Source organism: Rhodococcus sp. NPDC059234, assembly GCF_042754225.1.
Classification (GTDB): Bacteria; Actinomycetota; Actinomycetes; order Mycobacteriales; family Mycobacteriaceae; genus Rhodococcus_G.
Genome location: NZ_JBHZAH010000118.1, coordinates 1 through 15,270 on the forward strand (window position 1 = coordinate 1; position 15,270 = coordinate 15,270).

A 15,270-nucleotide genomic window follows, 5' to 3' on the forward strand; every position below is an offset into this window, starting at 1 on the left:
GCCCCCGCAGATGCGGGGGCCGGGCCGAGTGTGCGAGTTGTGCTACTTGGCGCCCTGGTTGGCGACCGCTGCCGCGCCGGCCGCGGCGGCCTCCGGGTCGAGGTAGGTGCCGCCCGGATTGAGCGGGCGCAGGTTCTCGTCGAGGTCGTAGCGCAGCGGAATGCCGGTGGGGATGTTCAGCCCCGCGATGTCGTCGTCGGAGATCCCGTCGAGGTGCTTGACGAGCGCCCGCAGCGAGTTGCCGTGCGCGGCGACCAGCACGTTCTTGCCGGCGAGCAGGTCCTGGGAGATGGTGTCCTCCCAGTACGGGATGAGCCGCTTGACCACGTCGAGCAGGCACTCGGTCAGCGGGACCTCGTCGAGTCCGGCGTACCGGGGGTCGGCGTCCTGGCTGTACTCGGAGCCGGCGTCGATCGGCGGCGGCGGGGTGTCGTAGCTGCGGCGCCACAGCATGAACTGCTCGTCGCCGTACTCGGCCTTCGTCTGCGCCTTGTTCTTGCCCTGCAGCGCGCCGTAGTGCCGCTCGTTGAGCCGCCAGTCCCGCACGACCGGGATCCAGTGCCGGTCTGCGGCGTCGAGTGCGATGTTCGCCGTGCTGATCGCGCGCCGCAGCAGCGACGTGTACAGCACGTCGGGAAGCAGGTCGTGCTCCTTGAGGAGCTGGCCTGCGCGCTTGCCCTCGCCGATCCCCTTGTCGGTCAGTGGCACGTCCACCCATCCGGTGAACAGGTTCATCGCGTTCCATTCACTCTCGCCGTGGCGGAGCAGCACAAGGGTTCCGGTACTCATGCCCACAATCCTGACATGCGCCCCACACGGGGCAGGCTTCGGACGCAGACTGAGTGGATGGGCACACGCGGTCGGTGGGTGTTGCACCTCGATCTCGACCAGTTCGTCGCGGCGGTCGAGGTGCTGCGCAGGCCACAGCTGCGGGGCCTGCCGGTGATCGTCGGCGGGCGCGGCGACCCGACGGAGCGGGCGGTCGTGTCGACCGCGTCGTACGAGGCCCGCGAGTACGGCATCGGCTCCGGCATGCCGCTGCGCGTGGCCGCGCGCCGGCTCGCCTCCCGCGGCGTCACGGACGCGGTGTTCCTACCGGTCGACGGCGCGGCGTACGCGGCGGTGTCCACCACGGTGATGGACGCCCTGCGAGGCCTGGACGCGGTCGTCGAGGTGCTGGGCTGGGACGAGGCCTTCCTCGGCGTGCAGACCGAGGACCCGGAGTCGTTCGCGCGGACGGCGCAGGCCGCGGTGCTCGAGGCGACCGCGCTGCACTGCTCGGTGGGGATCGGCGACAACAAGCTGCGAGCGAAGATCGCGACGGGATTCGGCAAGCCGCGCGGCCTGTTCCGGCTGACCGCCGGGAACTGGTTCGAGGTGATGGGCGGGCGGGACCCGTCGGCACTGTGGGGCATCGGCGGCAAGACCGCGAAGAAGCTTGCCACCCTCGGCATCCACACCGTCCGGGAGCTGGCCGACGCCGAGGACGCGGACCTCGCGGCCGCGCTCGGCCCGACGATCGGACCGTGGTTGGGCCGCCTCGGTCGCGGCATCGGCGACACCGTCGTCACCGCGGCGCCCTGGGTGGCTCGTTCGCACAGCCGCGAGACGACCTTCCAGCGCAACCTCGTCGAACCGGCGGAGGTGACCGCCGCGGTGCGACACCTCGCGGCGCGCGTGACCGAGGACCTGCGCAGGGAGGGCCGGGACGCGGTCCGGGTGGAACTGAAGGTCCGGTACGCGCCGTTCGACACGCACACGACCGGCAGGCCGCTGTCCGAGCCGACCCTCGATGCGGACCTGATCGCCGACGCCGCCGCCGCGCTGACCGAGCGTCTCGATCACGACCGGGAGGTCAGGCTGCTGGGCGTGCGGCTCGAGATGACGCCGCCGCCCGAGGAGACCCCGGCCACGGGCGGGGTCTGGCACTAGCCGGTTTCCCGACGGACTCGTCGGATCGGGCAAATAGCATGATCGGCACCGTCTGTTGCGGAGGTACCCGATGGAAACCACGCAAGACACGTCCGGAGCCGTACCCGACCCGGGCCGGGTCATGGTGCGCAGCGAATTCGCGCCGTTGCGCACCGTCGCCGTCGCGCGGTCGGAGCTCCGGCCACCGGACCACGTGTCCGAGAGCGACACGGCGTTCCTCACGCCCGAGGCGCGGACCCTCTTCGAGGGCATGCTCGGCCGCGATCACGGCGAGGCCTTTCCCGAGAGACAACGGCTGTGGGAGGCCGAACGCGAGAGCCTGTGTTCGGTGTTCGAACGCCACGGCGTGGAGGTTCTGCGGCCCCGACTGCTGACCGAGGCGGAGAAGCGCGCCGGCGGCTCCGGCGGTTACGCGAACTTCTTCGTGCGCGACCCGTGGTTCACCGTCGGCGACGTCGTCGTCGAGGGCAACCTGCGCCTGCCGCACCGGCGCCGCGAGGTGCTGGCGAGCCGCGAGATCCTCACCGCCCGGGCACTCGACGGCCGGTGCTCTTACGTCGCGCTCCCCCAGCCCGCGGTGCCGAGCGGCGGCCCCGACGACCTGGGCGCCGGTCCCTTCCTCGAGGGAGGGGACGTGCTCGTGTACGACAAGCACGTCTTCGTCGGCAATTCCGGGCTCGCGTCGAACACTCTCGGGATCGACTGGCTGCACAAGCTACTCACCCCGCTCGGCTACACGGTGGAAACCGTTCGCCTGCAACCGAACTTCCTGCATCTCGACTGCGCCCTGGGACTGATCAGGGAGGGACTGCTGGTCTCCTGCCCGGACGCGCTGATCGACGGACTTCCCACCGCACTGCGCGAGTGGGAGCGGATCGAGATCAGCGAGAGCGACGGCGTCGACCTCGGCACCAACGGCCTTCCCATCAGCCCCGAGGTCTACGTCACCGATCCGGTCTTCCGGCACATCGGCGATCGCATCGCCGACCACGGCGTCACCGTCGAGTACGTCGACTTCGCCATCTCCCGGACCTTCGGCGGGTCGTTCCGGTGCACCACGCAGCCGCTGTGGCGGGAGTGAACGCCGTCGGCGACGCCCGCTGCTACGCCTGCGCCGCTTCGCCCGCCCGCAAGTCCTTGCGCAGGATCTTGCCCGCCGACGACTTCGGCACCACGTCGATGAACTGCACCCGGCGCACCTTCTTGTGCGGCGAGACCCGCTCTGCGACATACGCGATCACGTCGTCCGCGGACAGTTCGGCGCCGGCCTGCAGGACGACGAACGCCTTGGGCACCTCCTCGCCCTCGTCGTCGAGCACGCCGATGACGGCGGCGTCGGCGATCTTCGGGTGCGTGAGCAGCAGCGCCTCGAGTTCGGCGGGCGGCACCTGGTAGCCCTTGTACTTGATGAGCTCCTTGAGCCGGTCGACGATGTAGACGTTGCGGTCGGCGTCGACGACGGCGATGTCGCCGGTGTGCAGGTAGCCGTCGGCGTCGAGGGTCTCCACGGTCGCGGCGTCGTTGTTCAGGTAGCCGAGCATCACGTTCGGGCCCTTGACCCACAGTTCGCCGGGTTCGCTGCGGCCCTCGGCCGGCATGTCGACGTCCCGGCCGGTGGCCGGGTCGACGATCCGGTTCTCACTGTTGGCCACCGGCTTACCCACCGAACTGAGCGGCACCTCGTCCTCGTCGAACGCGATGTTGTGGCTGACCGGGCTGAGCTCGCTCATGCCGAAGCCCTGCCGGACCCGCAGCCCGAGCCGGTCCGCGACGGCCTTGCCGAGTTCCTCGTCGAGGGACGCCGCCCCGGACAGGATCGTGTGCACGCTCGACAGGTCGTACTCGTCGACCATCGGGTGCTTGGCCAGGGCCAGCGCGACCGGCGGCGCGACGAAGACGTAGGTGCACTTCTTCTCGGACACCAGCGTCAGGAACGCGGGCAGGTCGAACTTCGGCATGGTGACCAGGCTGGCGCGCTGGTACAGGGAGGCGTTGAGCAGCACCGTCAGCCCGTAGATGTGGAAGAACGGCAGCACGGCGAGGATCCGGTCCTCCGCGTCGACGCCGAGCCGGGGACGGATCTGGCAGACGTTCGCGACCAGGTTCCGGTGCGAGAGCTTGACGCCCTTGGGGTTGCCGGTGGTGCCGGACGAGTAGGGCAGCACCGCGACCTGGGTGGCCGGGTCGAAGTCGACCTCGGGTGCGACGGCGTCCTCGGCGATCAGGTCCGCCAGCGACGCGTGCCCCTCGGCGCCGTCGAGCACGATCACCCGTTCCGCGGGGATGCCGACCTGCTCGGCCGCGGAGACGGCCTGGGCGAGCATCGGGGACACCGTCAGCAGCGCCTTCGCCCCGGAGTCCTTCAACTGCTTGGCGATGTCCGCCGCCGTGTACAGCGCGTTGATCGTGGTGGCGGTGCCGCCGCCGCGCAGGATGCCGTGGAAGGCGATCGCGAACTCGGGCGAGTTCGGCGAGTGCAGGCCGACGACGTCACCCACGGCGAGTCCCCGCGCGGCGAGCGCCCCGGCGACGGCGTCGATCTTCGCGATCAACGTGCGGTAGTCGGTCTCCTCGCCGGTGGCGCCGTCGATCAGGGCGGTCCGGCCCAGGTCCGCCTCCGCGACGGAGCCGAACAGGAAGTCGTAGAGCCCGAGGTTCGGGATGTCGACGTCGGGGTAGGGACTCTTGAAGCTCACGGGACCTCTTCTCGCATGGCGCGGCGGGCGACCGGCAACCCATTTTGATGTGACATCGAGAAACATATAACACCCGAAGTCTGCGGACGGCCGGCAAGTTGAAACCTACGTCAACTTGCCGTCGGCGTCACTGTGGGTCAGTCGCTCTGCTGCGGAGACTCGATCAGATGCGTGAAGGGCTGGAGATTCGCCAGCGACTCGCCGCGCGAGACCCGCCAGTCCCACTCCCGGCGGATCGAGCTCGCGAAGCCCAGCTCGAGCAGCACGTTGAAGTCGCCGTCCGCGGCCTCCAGCACCTGCCCGAGCACCCGGTCGAGCTCGGCGCCGGTGACCGCGTGGGTGGAAATCCTGCCGACCAGATAGATGTCGCCGATCTTGTCGATCGTGTAATGCACGCCGTACAGGCGCCGATTGCGGCGCAACAGGTACTTGTAGACGCCCTCGAAGTTCTCGTCCGGCTTGCGGCAGACGAACGCCTCGACCCGCACACCGTGCACCCCGACCGTCAGGAGGCAGGTGGTCTTGAGCTTGCGCTCGCCGGGCAGCTCGACGACGAACTGGTCCTCGCCCTTGCGGCTGTAGTCCAGTTCCCGTTCGGCCAGTTCGGCGTCGATCAGTGTGGCGGTCTCGGCCACGGTCGCGGTCTCGTTCACGCCCGCACTCCCCCCAGTCGTCGCAGCTTCCACAGCCCCCGGCCGCGGCGCGCGGTCAGTTCGGTGTTGCGCCGGTACCCGGCAACGGCGCGGTGATAGCTCTCGAGCAGCCCGTCCGCGGTGTGCTCCCAGGAGAAGTTCGCGGCGTGCAGGGGCGCGTTGCGGGACATCTCGGCGAGCCGGTCCGGGTCGGTGAGCAGCGACCCGAGCGCCGCGGCCCAGTCCTCGGTGCGGTGGCCGGGCACCAGCAGTCCGGTCGCACCGCCGCGGACCGCGACGCCGAGGCCGCCGACGTCCGCGGCGACCACCGGGGTGCCGCAGGCCTGCGCCTCGAGTGCGACCAGCCCGAAGGACTCCGAGTAGCTGGGCACCGCGACGAGGTCCGAGGCGCGGTACACCTGGGCAAGCCGGTCCGGCGGCTGCGGCGGCAGGAACGTCACCCGGGCGGCGATACCCAGCGACGCGGCGAGCTCGATCAGCGAATCGGGTCGCTCGAGTCCGGTACCGGACGGTCCGCCCACCACGACCACGCGCAGCGGCAGCGCGGGCTCGCGCTCGTGCAGCGCGGCGGCGGCGCGCAGCAGCACGTCGGGCGCCTTGAGGGGCTGGATGCGGCCGACGAAGGTGACGATCAGCTCGCGCGGGTCGAGGCCGAGTTCGGCCCGCGCCGCGGCCCGGTCGCCGGGCCGGTAGCGGGTCAGGTCCGCGCCGGGGGCGACCACGTCGATCCGTTTCGGGTCGGCACCGTAGATCTCGACGAGCTGGGTGGCCTCGTCACCGGTGTTGGTGACCAGCCGGTCCGCCTCGGCGACCACCTGCTGCTCGCCGATCTGCCTGGCCACGGGCTCGGGGGTGTCGCCGTCGGCGAGGGACGCGTTCTTGACCGCAGCCAGGGTGTGCGCGGTGTGCACCAGCGGCACCCCCCAGCGGTCCCGGGCCAGCCAGCCGACCTGTCCAGACAGCCAGTAGTGCGAGTGCACGAGGTCGTAGTGACCGGGCTCGTGGTGTGCCTCCTCGCGCAGCACCCCCGCGGTGAACGCGCACAGCTGCGTCGGCAGGTCGTGCTTGTCGAGGCCCTCGAACGGCCCGGCGACCACGTTGCGGACCAGCACCCCGGGCGCGGCCTCGACCACCGGCGCATCCGCGGAGGAGGTGGCCCTGGTGAAGATCTCCACCTCGACGCCGCGGCGGGCCAGCTGCAGCGCACTCTGCAGGACGTAGACGTTCATGCCGCCCGCGTCACCGGTTCCCGGCTGCGCCAAGGGCGAGGTGTGGACCGACAGGACGGCCACCCGTCTCAACCGGTGATTCTGTGCTGGCGTCACCACTCCATCTTGCCTTGCGGGCCGAGAGGCGGGCGACGCAGCACACGCACGACCGTGAACCGTTTCGGCGCCGGGACTCGAATGTGTCGCACGTCTCACCGGTGCGACGTCACGTCCTCGGCGGTTTCGGTGTCTTGGGGTGTGAGATCGAAATCGTCACGAGAGGATGCGAGATGAACGAGTCCAGGCAGGTCGTCGTGATCGGTGCGGGATACGCGGGAGTGATGGCGGCGAATCGAATTCTCGCTGCTCGGCCACCCGGCGTCACCGTGACCGTGGTCAATCCGCGAGCGGACTTCGTCGAGCGAATCCGACTGCACCAGTACGCGACGGGCGACGCCGCGGCCACGGTCCCGTTGACCGACGTCCTCGACCCGTCCGCACGGATCCGCGTCGCGACCGCCCTGCGGATCGAGGAGCGTGCCGTGCTGCTCGACGACGGCGAGCGGCTGCCCTACGACTACCTGGTCTACGCGGCGGGGAGCAGCGCCGCCCGCGGCGGGCACGGGGCCGGGGAGGTGCACACGATCGCCGAACTCGAGGACGCGACCCGACTGCGGGACCAGCTGCGCACGCTGCCCGACGGGGCCGTCGTCACCGTGGTCGGCGGCGGACTGACCGGCATCGAGTGCGCCGCGGAGATCGCCGAACGCCTCCCCGCACTGGACGTGCACCTGATCTCGTCGGGCCCGGTCGCCGAGCACCACCCGGCGTCGAGCCGGGCCTCGATCGCACGCACGCTGGCCGGGCTGGGGGTCACCGTGCGCGAGGGCGTCCGGGTGGACCGGGTGACCGAGGGCCGGGTCGTGTTCGACGACGGCAGTACCGCGGCGAGCGACTGCACGATCTGGGCGGGCTCGTTCGGCGTGCCCGACCTGGCCCGCCGGAGCGGCCTGCCAGTCGACGAGGCCGGCCGGCTGCGGACGAACGAGGACCTGGTGTGCCTCGGCAACCCGACCGTCGTCGGCGTCGGTGACGCCGTGGCCCCACCCGCCCGGGTCGCCGGGCACGTCCGGATGAGTTGCCAGGCGGCGTTGCCCCTCGGCGCGCACGGCGCCGACACGATCCTCGCCCTGCTCGGCGACCGCGCGACCGAACCGCTGTCGCTCGGATTCGTGTTGCAGTGCGTCAGCCTGGGCCGCCGGGCGGGCGCGGTGCAGTTCGTCCGCGCCGACGACAGCCCACACCGATTCGCTCTGCGGGGGCGGTCGGGCGCGTTCGTGAAGGAACAGGTCTGCCGGTACACCCTGAAGTGGCTGCGTTCCGGTACCGGTTCGTACCGCTGGCGGTCCGGACCGGCTCCGGTCCCGGCACCGGACGAGATGTCCGCATGACGGCCGCCGAGGTCTTCACCGAGTACCGCCCGCTGCTGTTCACGGTCGCGTACGAGATCCTCGGCAGCGCGACCGACGCGGAAGACGTGCTGCAGGACAGCTACATTCGCTGGTCCGAGGTGGATCCGTCGACGGTCGACAATCCGCGTGGCTACCTCGCGCAGATCGTCACCCGGCAGTCGCTCAACCAGCTGCGGACGGCGCAGCGCCGGCGCGAGGACTACGTCGGCAGCTGGCTGCCCGAACCGATCCGCACCGACGCGGCGGGTGACGCGGCGAAGGACGCGCTGCTCGCCGAGTCGGTGTCGATGGCGATGCTCCTGGTTCTCGAGACGCTGACCCCCGACGAGCGCGTGGTCTTCGTGCTGCACGAGGTGTTCGGGTTCAGCCATCGGGAGGTCGCCGAGGCGGTGGGACGGTCGGAGGTGGCGGTGCGGCAGACCGCACACCGCGCGCGGTCGCACGTGCAGGCCCGGCGCAAGCGCTTCGAGCCGAGTTCCGCTGCCGCACAGGAGGTCGCGGGCAGCTTCCTCAGCGCCGCGGTGACCGGCGACATCCAGGCGCTGATGGACCTGCTCGCGCCCGACGTCGTCGAGATCTCCGACGGCGGCGGCAAGGTCAGCGCCGCCCTGCGGCCCGTCGTCGGGCGCGAGAAGGTGGCCCGGTTCATGGCCGGCCTCATCCGGATCGGCCCGCCCGACCTGCGGTTCGAGGTCGGCGAGTTCAACGGGCTGCCGTCGGTGCTGGTCTACTCCGGGGACGTCCTCGACCTGGTGGCGCTGATCGAGGTCACCGACGGACTGGTGTCGGGCGTGTACCTGGTGCGTAACCCGGACAAGCTCGCGGCGGCCGCGCGGTCGCGGGAGCTGACGCGCTGAGCGGTGGCGCCTGCTCGCCCGCACCCCCGAAGTCGGTGGGGGTGCGGGTCGCCTGGCCGCCTACAGACCGTCCACGAATCCCGTCACCTCGGCGACGAACCGCTGCGGATCCTCGACGAACGGGCCGTGGTCGCAGCCCTCCCAGTACGAGGCGGTGGCCTTGGGGATCAGCTCGGCGGCGTGCCGGCCCGCCGACACGTCGACGACGGTGTCCGCGGTGCCGTGCAGCACCAGGGCCGGAATCTCGAGCGTGGTCAGCAGGTCGTCGTGGCCGACCGCGCGGTCGAACAGGGCGGCGCGCACCCGGGGCGGCGTCGAGAGGCTCGCCCCGAACAGCGCCTGCGAGGCCACACCATTGCCGGCCGCCTGCCCGGTCAGCGCGGTACCGAAGCTGCCGAGCGCGCGGATCGCCTCGCGCGGGTCCTCGGACATCGCGGCCGGGACCGCGGCCCGCATCGCCGAACCGACCCGGCCGCCCTTCTCGCCCCGGCCGATGCTGGTGATGGCCCCGACCAGGACGATCCCGTCCACCGCCGCCGCGCCGCTGACCGCGAGGTAGTCGCACAACACCAGCCCGCCGTAGGACCAGCCGAGCAGCACCGCACCCGAGTCGACCGACTCGGCGTCGAGCACCGCGGCGACGTCGGCGGCCCACAACTTCGAGTCGTCGTAGCCGGACTCCGGTGCCCCGGAGTAGCCGTGCCCGCGCAGGTCCACCGCGATCACCCGGTACCTCGCGGCCAACGCCCCGAGCACCTCCTCACCCCAGCACTGCAGGGACTGCGCCCAGCCGTGCAGGAGCACCAGCGGCCTGGCGCCGGGCTCGCCGTCGACGCGGTAGACGATGGATGTGCCGTCGGCACTTGCTGTTTCCCGGATAGCCATGCGCCCCATTCTGCGCCTCCGCCGCCCGTGCGCGATCGACACCCTGATCGGGGTGCCGATCGCGCACAGTGCCGCAGGCACGGGAGCCCGGTCAGCCCAACCGTTCGACGATCTCCTCGACCGTCCCGTGCACCGCGCCGATCCGACCCGCCTCGTCCAGGTGCCGCTCGTCGACCCCGCTGATCGCGTCCGAGGCGATCAGCACCCGCAGGTCACGTTCGCTCGCACCGAAGACGGTGGCGCGCGGGCAGTTCGGATAGTTGCAACCGGCGAGAACGACGGTGTCCACACCCATCTCGCGCAGGTGCGCTTCGAGTGCGGTGCGATGGAAGGCGCTCCAACGCGGCTTGAACAGGACGACCTCGGTGGGGCCGACCGGCTGCAGCGCGCCCGACCGCAACAGGTCCGGGTCCAGGTCGTCGACGACGAACTCGGGCACGACCTGGGATCCCGGCGTGCCCGGACGGGCCATCGACGCACCCGCCTCGACCGCGGACCGGCGCACCAGGTCGACGTCCGCTCCCTCGTAGAGCCGGACCACGTGCACGATCGGGCGCGCCGCCGCCCGGTACGCCGTGAGCAGTGCGGCGATCGCGGGCAGCACCTCGGTGGTCCCCGGGATCGGGCTCGACCCACCGTCCACGAAGTCGCGTTGGGTGTCGATCACCAGCAGCGCCGACGAATTCAGGTGTGGCGCCACGTAGGGGTCGAGGTCGTCGCGGGTCATCGACAGTGCACTCACGACGACTCCTCCCCTACGGCGGGTCCGGCGAACGCACGGCGACTGTGCCGCAGCAGTTCTCGCAGCGCCGGACTCTCGGCTGCGGACCAGATCAGGGCGAGCACCGCCGGGATGCCGATGTCCGCGACGACCGGCGCCATCAGCCGCCCGCGGTAGGCGCCCACCATGGACTCGCTCAGGATCGCGACGCCGAGCCCCCGAATGGCAAGGTCCGCAACGGCATCCGGCGCGCTGGCCTGCAGGGCGATGTCGGGGCGCAGACCGGCGGCGGCGCAGGCCTGGTCGAACACGGTTCGGATGCCGGTTCCCCGGGGCATGCTCACGATCGGGTGCCGCGTGACGTCCGCCAGGGCGACGCGGCGACGCCGGGCGAGCGGGTGCCCGACCGGGACCGCGGCGACCAGTCGCTCGCTGACGATCGGCAGCGCGCCGAGCCCGCTCGGCGCGGCCGTGGCGGCCCCGATCAGGGCCATGTCCATCGCACCCGTCCGGACCCGTTCGGTGAGTCGGTCGGAACCGTCCTCGACGAGGGTGATCTCGACGCCCGGGTGCGCGCGGTGGAAGGCGGAGAGCGCGTCGAAGAGCGGGGTCACCGTGCACGCGGTGACCATGCCGACCACCAGCCGGCCGCGGACCACCGCGGAGACGTCGTCCACGGCTCGGCGCATCGCCGCCACCGAGGCGAGCGCGGCCCGCGCGTGCCCGATCGCCGCCTCCCCCGCCGCCGTCAGCGTCGCGGTCCGGCTGGACCGGTCGATCAGTCCTGCACCGAGGTCGTGCTCGAGCTGCCGGATCTGCGCGCTGACCCCCGACTGACTGATGTGCACCCGCTCGGCGGCGCGGGTGAAGTTCGCCTCCTCCGCCACCGCGACCAGGTACTCCAGCTGCCTCAGTTCCATGACTGAAAATTCTAGTACTCAGTAGAACTATCTGTTGGACTTCTCTTTCGGCGGGACGCAGGCTGGATGCAGTCGACCAACCACCGAGAGGACCCACCATGACCGAGACCGCACCCGTCCGCGAGAAGGCGATGCGACCCGAGGACCTCACCCGACTCTTCGTCGAACGCACCAACGCGGGCGACGCGGCCGGCGTCGCGGCGCTCTACGAGGAGGACGCCGTGATGGCCTACCCGCCCGGCAGCCGGACCGTCGGGCGCGAGGCCATCCGCCAGCTGTGGGAGAAGGTGATCGCGAACGCGCCGACGATGGTGCCCGAGCCGCCGCTCCCCACCCTGATCAGCGGCGACCTCGCGCTCACCGCCACTCCCCCGAGCGACGGTGCCGGAGCCCGCGCCCAGGTCGCCCGCAGGCAGGCCGACGGCAGCTGGTTGCGCGTGCTCGATCAGCCCGAATTCGTCACGCCGACAGCCTGACCCGGGCGGCGTACCCTGCACCCATGACCCCTGAGCAGCTGCTCGCCACGATGCCCTTCGCCGTGCACACCGGCGTCCAGCTGACCTCGGCCACGCCGGCGGAGACGGTCGGGACCCTCGACTGGAGCGAACACCGCACCACCGCCGGTCCCGGCATGCACGGCGGCGCGGTGATGACGCTCGCGGACAGCGTGGGCGCGGTGTGCGCGTTCCTGAACCTGCCGCCGGGCGCGGGAACGTCGACGACGAGTTCGAGCACCGTGTTCACCCGCGGGGTCCGCAAGGGCACCGTCACCGCCACCGCGCGGCCGCTGCACGTGGGCCGCAGCACCATCGCGGTGCAGGTGGAGGTGCGCGACGACGAGGGTCGACTGGTCGCGCAGGTCACCCAGTCGCAGGCCGTGCTCGCCGGCTGAGCCCACGTAACCGGGCGGAGCGGGCGCGAACAGGGTTACGGTGGGCGAATGCCGCGTCTGATCGACGCCTACCGCCGTACCGGGGCCGATCTCCCGTTCGGCGATCCGCTGCGCGCGCACGGGGTCGCCATGGAGGGCTACTTCTGGCGACTGACGCAGCCGGAGTCGGGTCGGGTCGTGATCGCGCTGTGCGGGGTGAACCGGGCCGCCGACGGCACCTGGGCAACCCTCGGCCTGGCCGGGTATCCGAACGGCTTCCTGCGGACCGCCGCGCACCCGATCGCGGTCGCCGACCCCCACCGGCTCGGCGCCGTCGCCGGGGAGGCGTTCCGAGGCGAGCCCGGCAGACTCCGGGTGAACCTCGGGCCGGACGCCCGGCTCGACGTGCGGATCACGAACCCGACACCCTGGCCGCGCCGGTCGTTCGGCGGTTCCGGTGTGCTCCAGTCGATTCCGGGGCTCAACCAGTACTGGCACCCCTGGCTGCTCGGCGGCCGGGCCGAGGGCAGCGCCGTGCTCGGCGACGAGCAGTGGGACCTGACCGGATCCCAGGTCTACGCCGAGAAGAACTGGGGCCGAGCCGGATTCCCCGAATCCTGGTGGTGGGGACAGGCCCAGGGGTTCGCGGAGCCGGAGGCGTGCGTGGCGTTCGGCGGTGCCGAGGTCCGGGCCGGCGCGCTGCACACCGAGATCACCCTGCTGGTGGTGCGGCTGCCGGACGGCCGGTTGGTGCGCCTCGGCGACCCCGTGCTCTCCCCCGTCCGCACCACCGTCACCGACGAGCACTGGACGTTGCGCGGGCGCGGGCTCCGCTGGAGCGTCGAGATCGCCGGGTACGGCGAGATCGACGCCGCGCACGTGCTGCCGGTGCCACTGCCCGCCGAGCGGCGCAACGTCCCGGGCGCACTCGAGCATCTCGGGGCACGCATGTCGGTCACGGTGCGCCGAGGCGGGCGCGAGGTCTGGTCCGGGCAGTCCGACCTCGCCGCACTCGAACACGGCGGCCTCGACCTGGCACGGGCCGAGGCCGACCGGCGGGGTGCGGCGCCCGATGCCGCCGACGCCCCGCCCCTACCGCCCTGGCCGCAGTGATCCGCTCGGAGCCCCTCCGCGAGGCCCTCGATCGACATACACTCGCGCCATGGAGCTCCAGACGCGTCAGCTGCGCTACTTCGTCGCGGTCGCCGAGGAGTTGAGCTTCACCCGCGCCGCGCAGCGACTCCACATCGCGCAGCAGGCACTGAGCGCACAGATCAAGCAGTTGGAACAGAGCCTCGGCGTGGTGCTGCTGACCCGCACCACGCGCAGCGTGACCCTGACCCCAGCCGGTGCCGCGTTCCTCGAGGACACAAGCGCGCTGCTGGCGGCCCTGGACGACGCGGCCGAACGCGCCCGCGCGCTGGATCGCACCGAGAACGCACGCCTGGTGCTGGGCTTCACCGAGGGTGCGGCTCTGATGCTGACCGAGCCGATCATGTCGGCCTTCCGCGACCGCCACCCCGGCGTCTCGATCGAGATGCGCCAGTTCAACTACGACGATCCGTCGGCCGGGATGAACGACCGGTCGACGGACGTGGCGTTCGTGCGGCGCCCGCTTGCCACCGACGGCGTCGACTTCGAGCGTCTGTTCCACGAGCCGCGCATGGTGATGATGCGGTCCGATCACCCCCTCGCCGATCGCGCCTCGGTGACTGCGGCCGACCTGATCGACGAGCCGATATTCGGGGCTGCCTGCACCGACGCGGCGTGGAATGCGTACTGGGAACTCGACGACCATCGCGGCGGAAAGCCCGGGCGGGTGGTGTCGCGCTCGACCGGGCTGCTGGAGGAATACCAGAAGGTCGCGGCCGGTGTGGGCATCGTGGTGACGGTGGCGTGCGCACGCTGGGTTCCCTATCCGGGGGTGACGCTGTTGCCGATCGACGACGACGTGCCGAGCGAGGTCGCGCTGGCCTGGCCGCAGGACAACGACTCGACACTGGTGCGCTCGTTCGTCGACGCCGCCATCCGGGTGCGCGACGGGCGCCCTGACCTGGTCAAGAGGCTGGAGGAACCGGACCTCAGCGAACGAACGATGCCCACCCTGATCCCCTACTGACAACAGAACCTTGTCAATCCATCCGGAAATGGATGTTTCTCTTCCCGAACTATCCGGCCCTAAGATTTCTGTCGTTGGCACGTCCGGACTGGGCGTACCGACCCGATGGACGCGCCGGTCCCACCTGACAGGCGTCTGGCGACCGCGCGTTGACCCGTGCGAATCCCGCGAGCAGCCGATCCGGCCCGCGCGAGCTCCGCGCATCGCCCATCGAGTGGTACGGCCAGGGCGGACGGCGACCGACCGGAAACACGCCGGCACCGACCAGGTGACGGGAAGCTGAATTGCCCACCGAGATATGTCCAAAAAATGTCCATGACTAATGGTGAATCGTCAGTGACAGCAACGCTGTGATTGGCATGCGTACGCCGCTGCCATCATTGAAAGAACAATGGAATCTCGGTTCACCGAACCCGCAATTTCGAATCGGTACGACAATTCGGTGGTGCGCACAACGCCGACAACGATGACACGCCATCCCTCGGATCAGCTGTCGCATCACCACTACCCGACCATCACTCCACCCCTTGATTTCCTCCTCCACCTGCGACAAAGACACTTCAATATTGCAATACGCGTAGCGTTGCCCAAATCCAGATACGGGGTACCGCCCGTTTTACGTGTACGCACTCCACGGCCGCAGATGATGAAATATCGGTGAATTCTCATCGAACTCGGCAATTACGATACGTGACGTCACAAAACGACACCGCCGTGCGAGAGATTCGCTTTTTGAATTCCTGACAGGATGTCAGGGCTGTGATAGAAATTAGCCCGCTGCAACACATCACGTTGCGGTCACGAATAATCACTGCACCAATCCAGGAGAGAAGTAATGGCCACGTTGTCCGCGACGATCAGCACCATCGGCACCATCCTCAACGTCATCCACACGCTGCAGTCCCTCAGCTGACGCCCGGCGCCGGCGCTCTTCCC

At 70.6% G+C, this 15,270-nt stretch carries 15 protein-coding genes; 8 read left to right on the top strand and 7 right to left on the bottom strand.

Features of this window, described 5'->3' with window-relative positions; all coding sequences use genetic code 11:
- Positions 1-42: 42 nt before the first annotated feature.
- Complete coding sequence (locus ACFXGJ_RS20300) at positions 43-798, bottom strand: phosphoglyceromutase (RefSeq protein WP_378623864.1); 756 nt, start codon at positions 796-798, stop codon at positions 43-45.
- A 48-nt stretch (positions 799-846) separates the two neighbouring features.
- On the opposite strand from ACFXGJ_RS20300, the gene ACFXGJ_RS20305 reads away from it, so the two are divergent.
- Both ACFXGJ_RS20305 and ACFXGJ_RS20310 read left to right on the top strand, forming a co-directional pair.
- Positions 847-1,932 carry a DNA polymerase IV gene (locus ACFXGJ_RS20305; protein ID WP_378623833.1) on the top strand — a complete coding sequence of 362 codons (1,086 nt, stop codon included), beginning with the start codon at positions 847-849 and terminating at the stop codon, positions 1,930-1,932.
- Between the two features lie 70 nt (positions 1,933-2,002).
- On the top strand, positions 2,003-3,013 hold the full coding sequence (locus ACFXGJ_RS20310; RefSeq protein ID WP_378623836.1) for a dimethylarginine dimethylaminohydrolase family protein: 1,011 nt from the start codon (positions 2,003-2,005) through the stop codon (positions 3,011-3,013).
- Positions 3,014-3,035: 22 nt separating this feature from the next.
- Here ACFXGJ_RS20310 and ACFXGJ_RS20315 read toward each other — a convergent pair whose 3' ends face one another.
- The 3 genes from ACFXGJ_RS20315 to mshA all read right to left on the bottom strand — a co-directional run bounded on the left by ACFXGJ_RS20315 (position 3,036) and on the right by mshA (position 6,609).
- Positions 3,036-4,628 carry an AMP-binding protein gene (locus ACFXGJ_RS20315; RefSeq protein WP_378623838.1) on the bottom strand — a complete coding sequence of 531 codons (1,593 nt, stop codon included), beginning with the start codon at positions 4,626-4,628 and terminating at the stop codon, positions 3,036-3,038.
- A 137-nt stretch (positions 4,629-4,765) separates the two neighbouring features.
- Positions 4,766-5,281 carry a YbjN domain-containing protein gene (locus ACFXGJ_RS20320; RefSeq protein ID WP_378623839.1) on the bottom strand — a complete coding sequence of 172 codons (516 nt, stop codon included), beginning with the start codon at positions 5,279-5,281 and terminating at the stop codon, positions 4,766-4,768.
- Positions 5,278-6,609, bottom strand: a complete 1,332-nt coding sequence (mshA, locus tag ACFXGJ_RS20325; protein WP_378623841.1) for a D-inositol-3-phosphate glycosyltransferase — start codon at positions 6,607-6,609, stop codon at positions 5,278-5,280. The genes ACFXGJ_RS20320 and mshA overlap by 4 nt, the downstream gene beginning before the upstream one ends.
- 170 nt (positions 6,610-6,779) lie before the next feature.
- On the opposite strand from mshA, the gene ACFXGJ_RS20330 reads away from it, so the two are divergent.
- Both ACFXGJ_RS20330 and ACFXGJ_RS20335 read left to right on the top strand, forming a co-directional pair.
- The gene (locus ACFXGJ_RS20330; RefSeq protein WP_378623844.1) at positions 6,780-7,940 is read left to right on the top strand and encodes an NAD(P)/FAD-dependent oxidoreductase; all 1,161 of its coding nucleotides are present in this window, start codon (positions 6,780-6,782) and stop codon (positions 7,938-7,940) included.
- On the top strand, positions 7,937-8,818 hold the full coding sequence (locus tag ACFXGJ_RS20335; RefSeq protein ID WP_378623847.1) for an RNA polymerase sigma-70 factor: 882 nt from the start codon (positions 7,937-7,939) through the stop codon (positions 8,816-8,818). Before ACFXGJ_RS20330 ends, ACFXGJ_RS20335 begins: the two co-directional genes overlap by 4 nt.
- A gap of 60 nt (positions 8,819-8,878) precedes the next feature.
- On the opposite strand, the gene ACFXGJ_RS20340 is transcribed toward ACFXGJ_RS20335, so the two are convergent.
- The 3 genes from ACFXGJ_RS20340 to ACFXGJ_RS20350 form a co-directional block, all read right to left on the bottom strand.
- Positions 8,879-9,703, bottom strand: coding sequence for an alpha/beta fold hydrolase (locus ACFXGJ_RS20340; protein WP_378623850.1), 825 nt, complete (start codon positions 9,701-9,703; stop codon positions 8,879-8,881).
- 91 nt (positions 9,704-9,794) lie between these two features.
- Positions 9,795-10,436 (bottom strand): cysteine hydrolase family protein, encoded by a 642-nt coding sequence (locus ACFXGJ_RS20345; RefSeq protein ID WP_378623867.1) that lies wholly within the window; start codon positions 10,434-10,436, stop codon positions 9,795-9,797.
- A gap of 5 nt (positions 10,437-10,441) precedes the next feature.
- Entirely contained in the window at positions 10,442-11,344 is a 903-nt protein-coding gene (locus ACFXGJ_RS20350) for a LysR family transcriptional regulator (RefSeq protein ID WP_378623853.1), read from the bottom strand.
- 98 nt (positions 11,345-11,442) lie between these two features.
- On the opposite strand from ACFXGJ_RS20350, the gene ACFXGJ_RS20355 reads away from it, so the two are divergent.
- Genes ACFXGJ_RS20355 through ACFXGJ_RS20370 form a run of 4 tightly spaced genes read left to right on the top strand, consistent with a single transcriptional unit; the run spans position 11,443 to position 14,334 of the window.
- Positions 11,443-11,820 carry a YybH family protein gene (locus ACFXGJ_RS20355; protein ID WP_378623856.1) on the top strand — a complete coding sequence of 126 codons (378 nt, stop codon included), beginning with the start codon at positions 11,443-11,445 and terminating at the stop codon, positions 11,818-11,820.
- A gap of 23 nt (positions 11,821-11,843) precedes the next feature.
- The gene (locus ACFXGJ_RS20360; protein ID WP_378623858.1) at positions 11,844-12,236 is read left to right on the top strand and encodes a PaaI family thioesterase; all 393 of its coding nucleotides are present in this window, start codon (positions 11,844-11,846) and stop codon (positions 12,234-12,236) included.
- Positions 12,237-12,284: 48 nt separating this feature from the next.
- Positions 12,285-13,328: a tocopherol cyclase family protein gene (locus ACFXGJ_RS20365; RefSeq protein WP_378623861.1), complete on the top strand. Its 1,044-nt coding sequence runs from the start codon at positions 12,285-12,287 to the stop codon at positions 13,326-13,328.
- A 49-nt stretch (positions 13,329-13,377) separates the two neighbouring features.
- Positions 13,378-14,334, top strand: coding sequence for a LysR family transcriptional regulator (locus ACFXGJ_RS20370; RefSeq protein ID WP_378623863.1), 957 nt, complete (start codon positions 13,378-13,380; stop codon positions 14,332-14,334).
- Positions 14,335-15,270 lie beyond the last annotated feature (936 nt).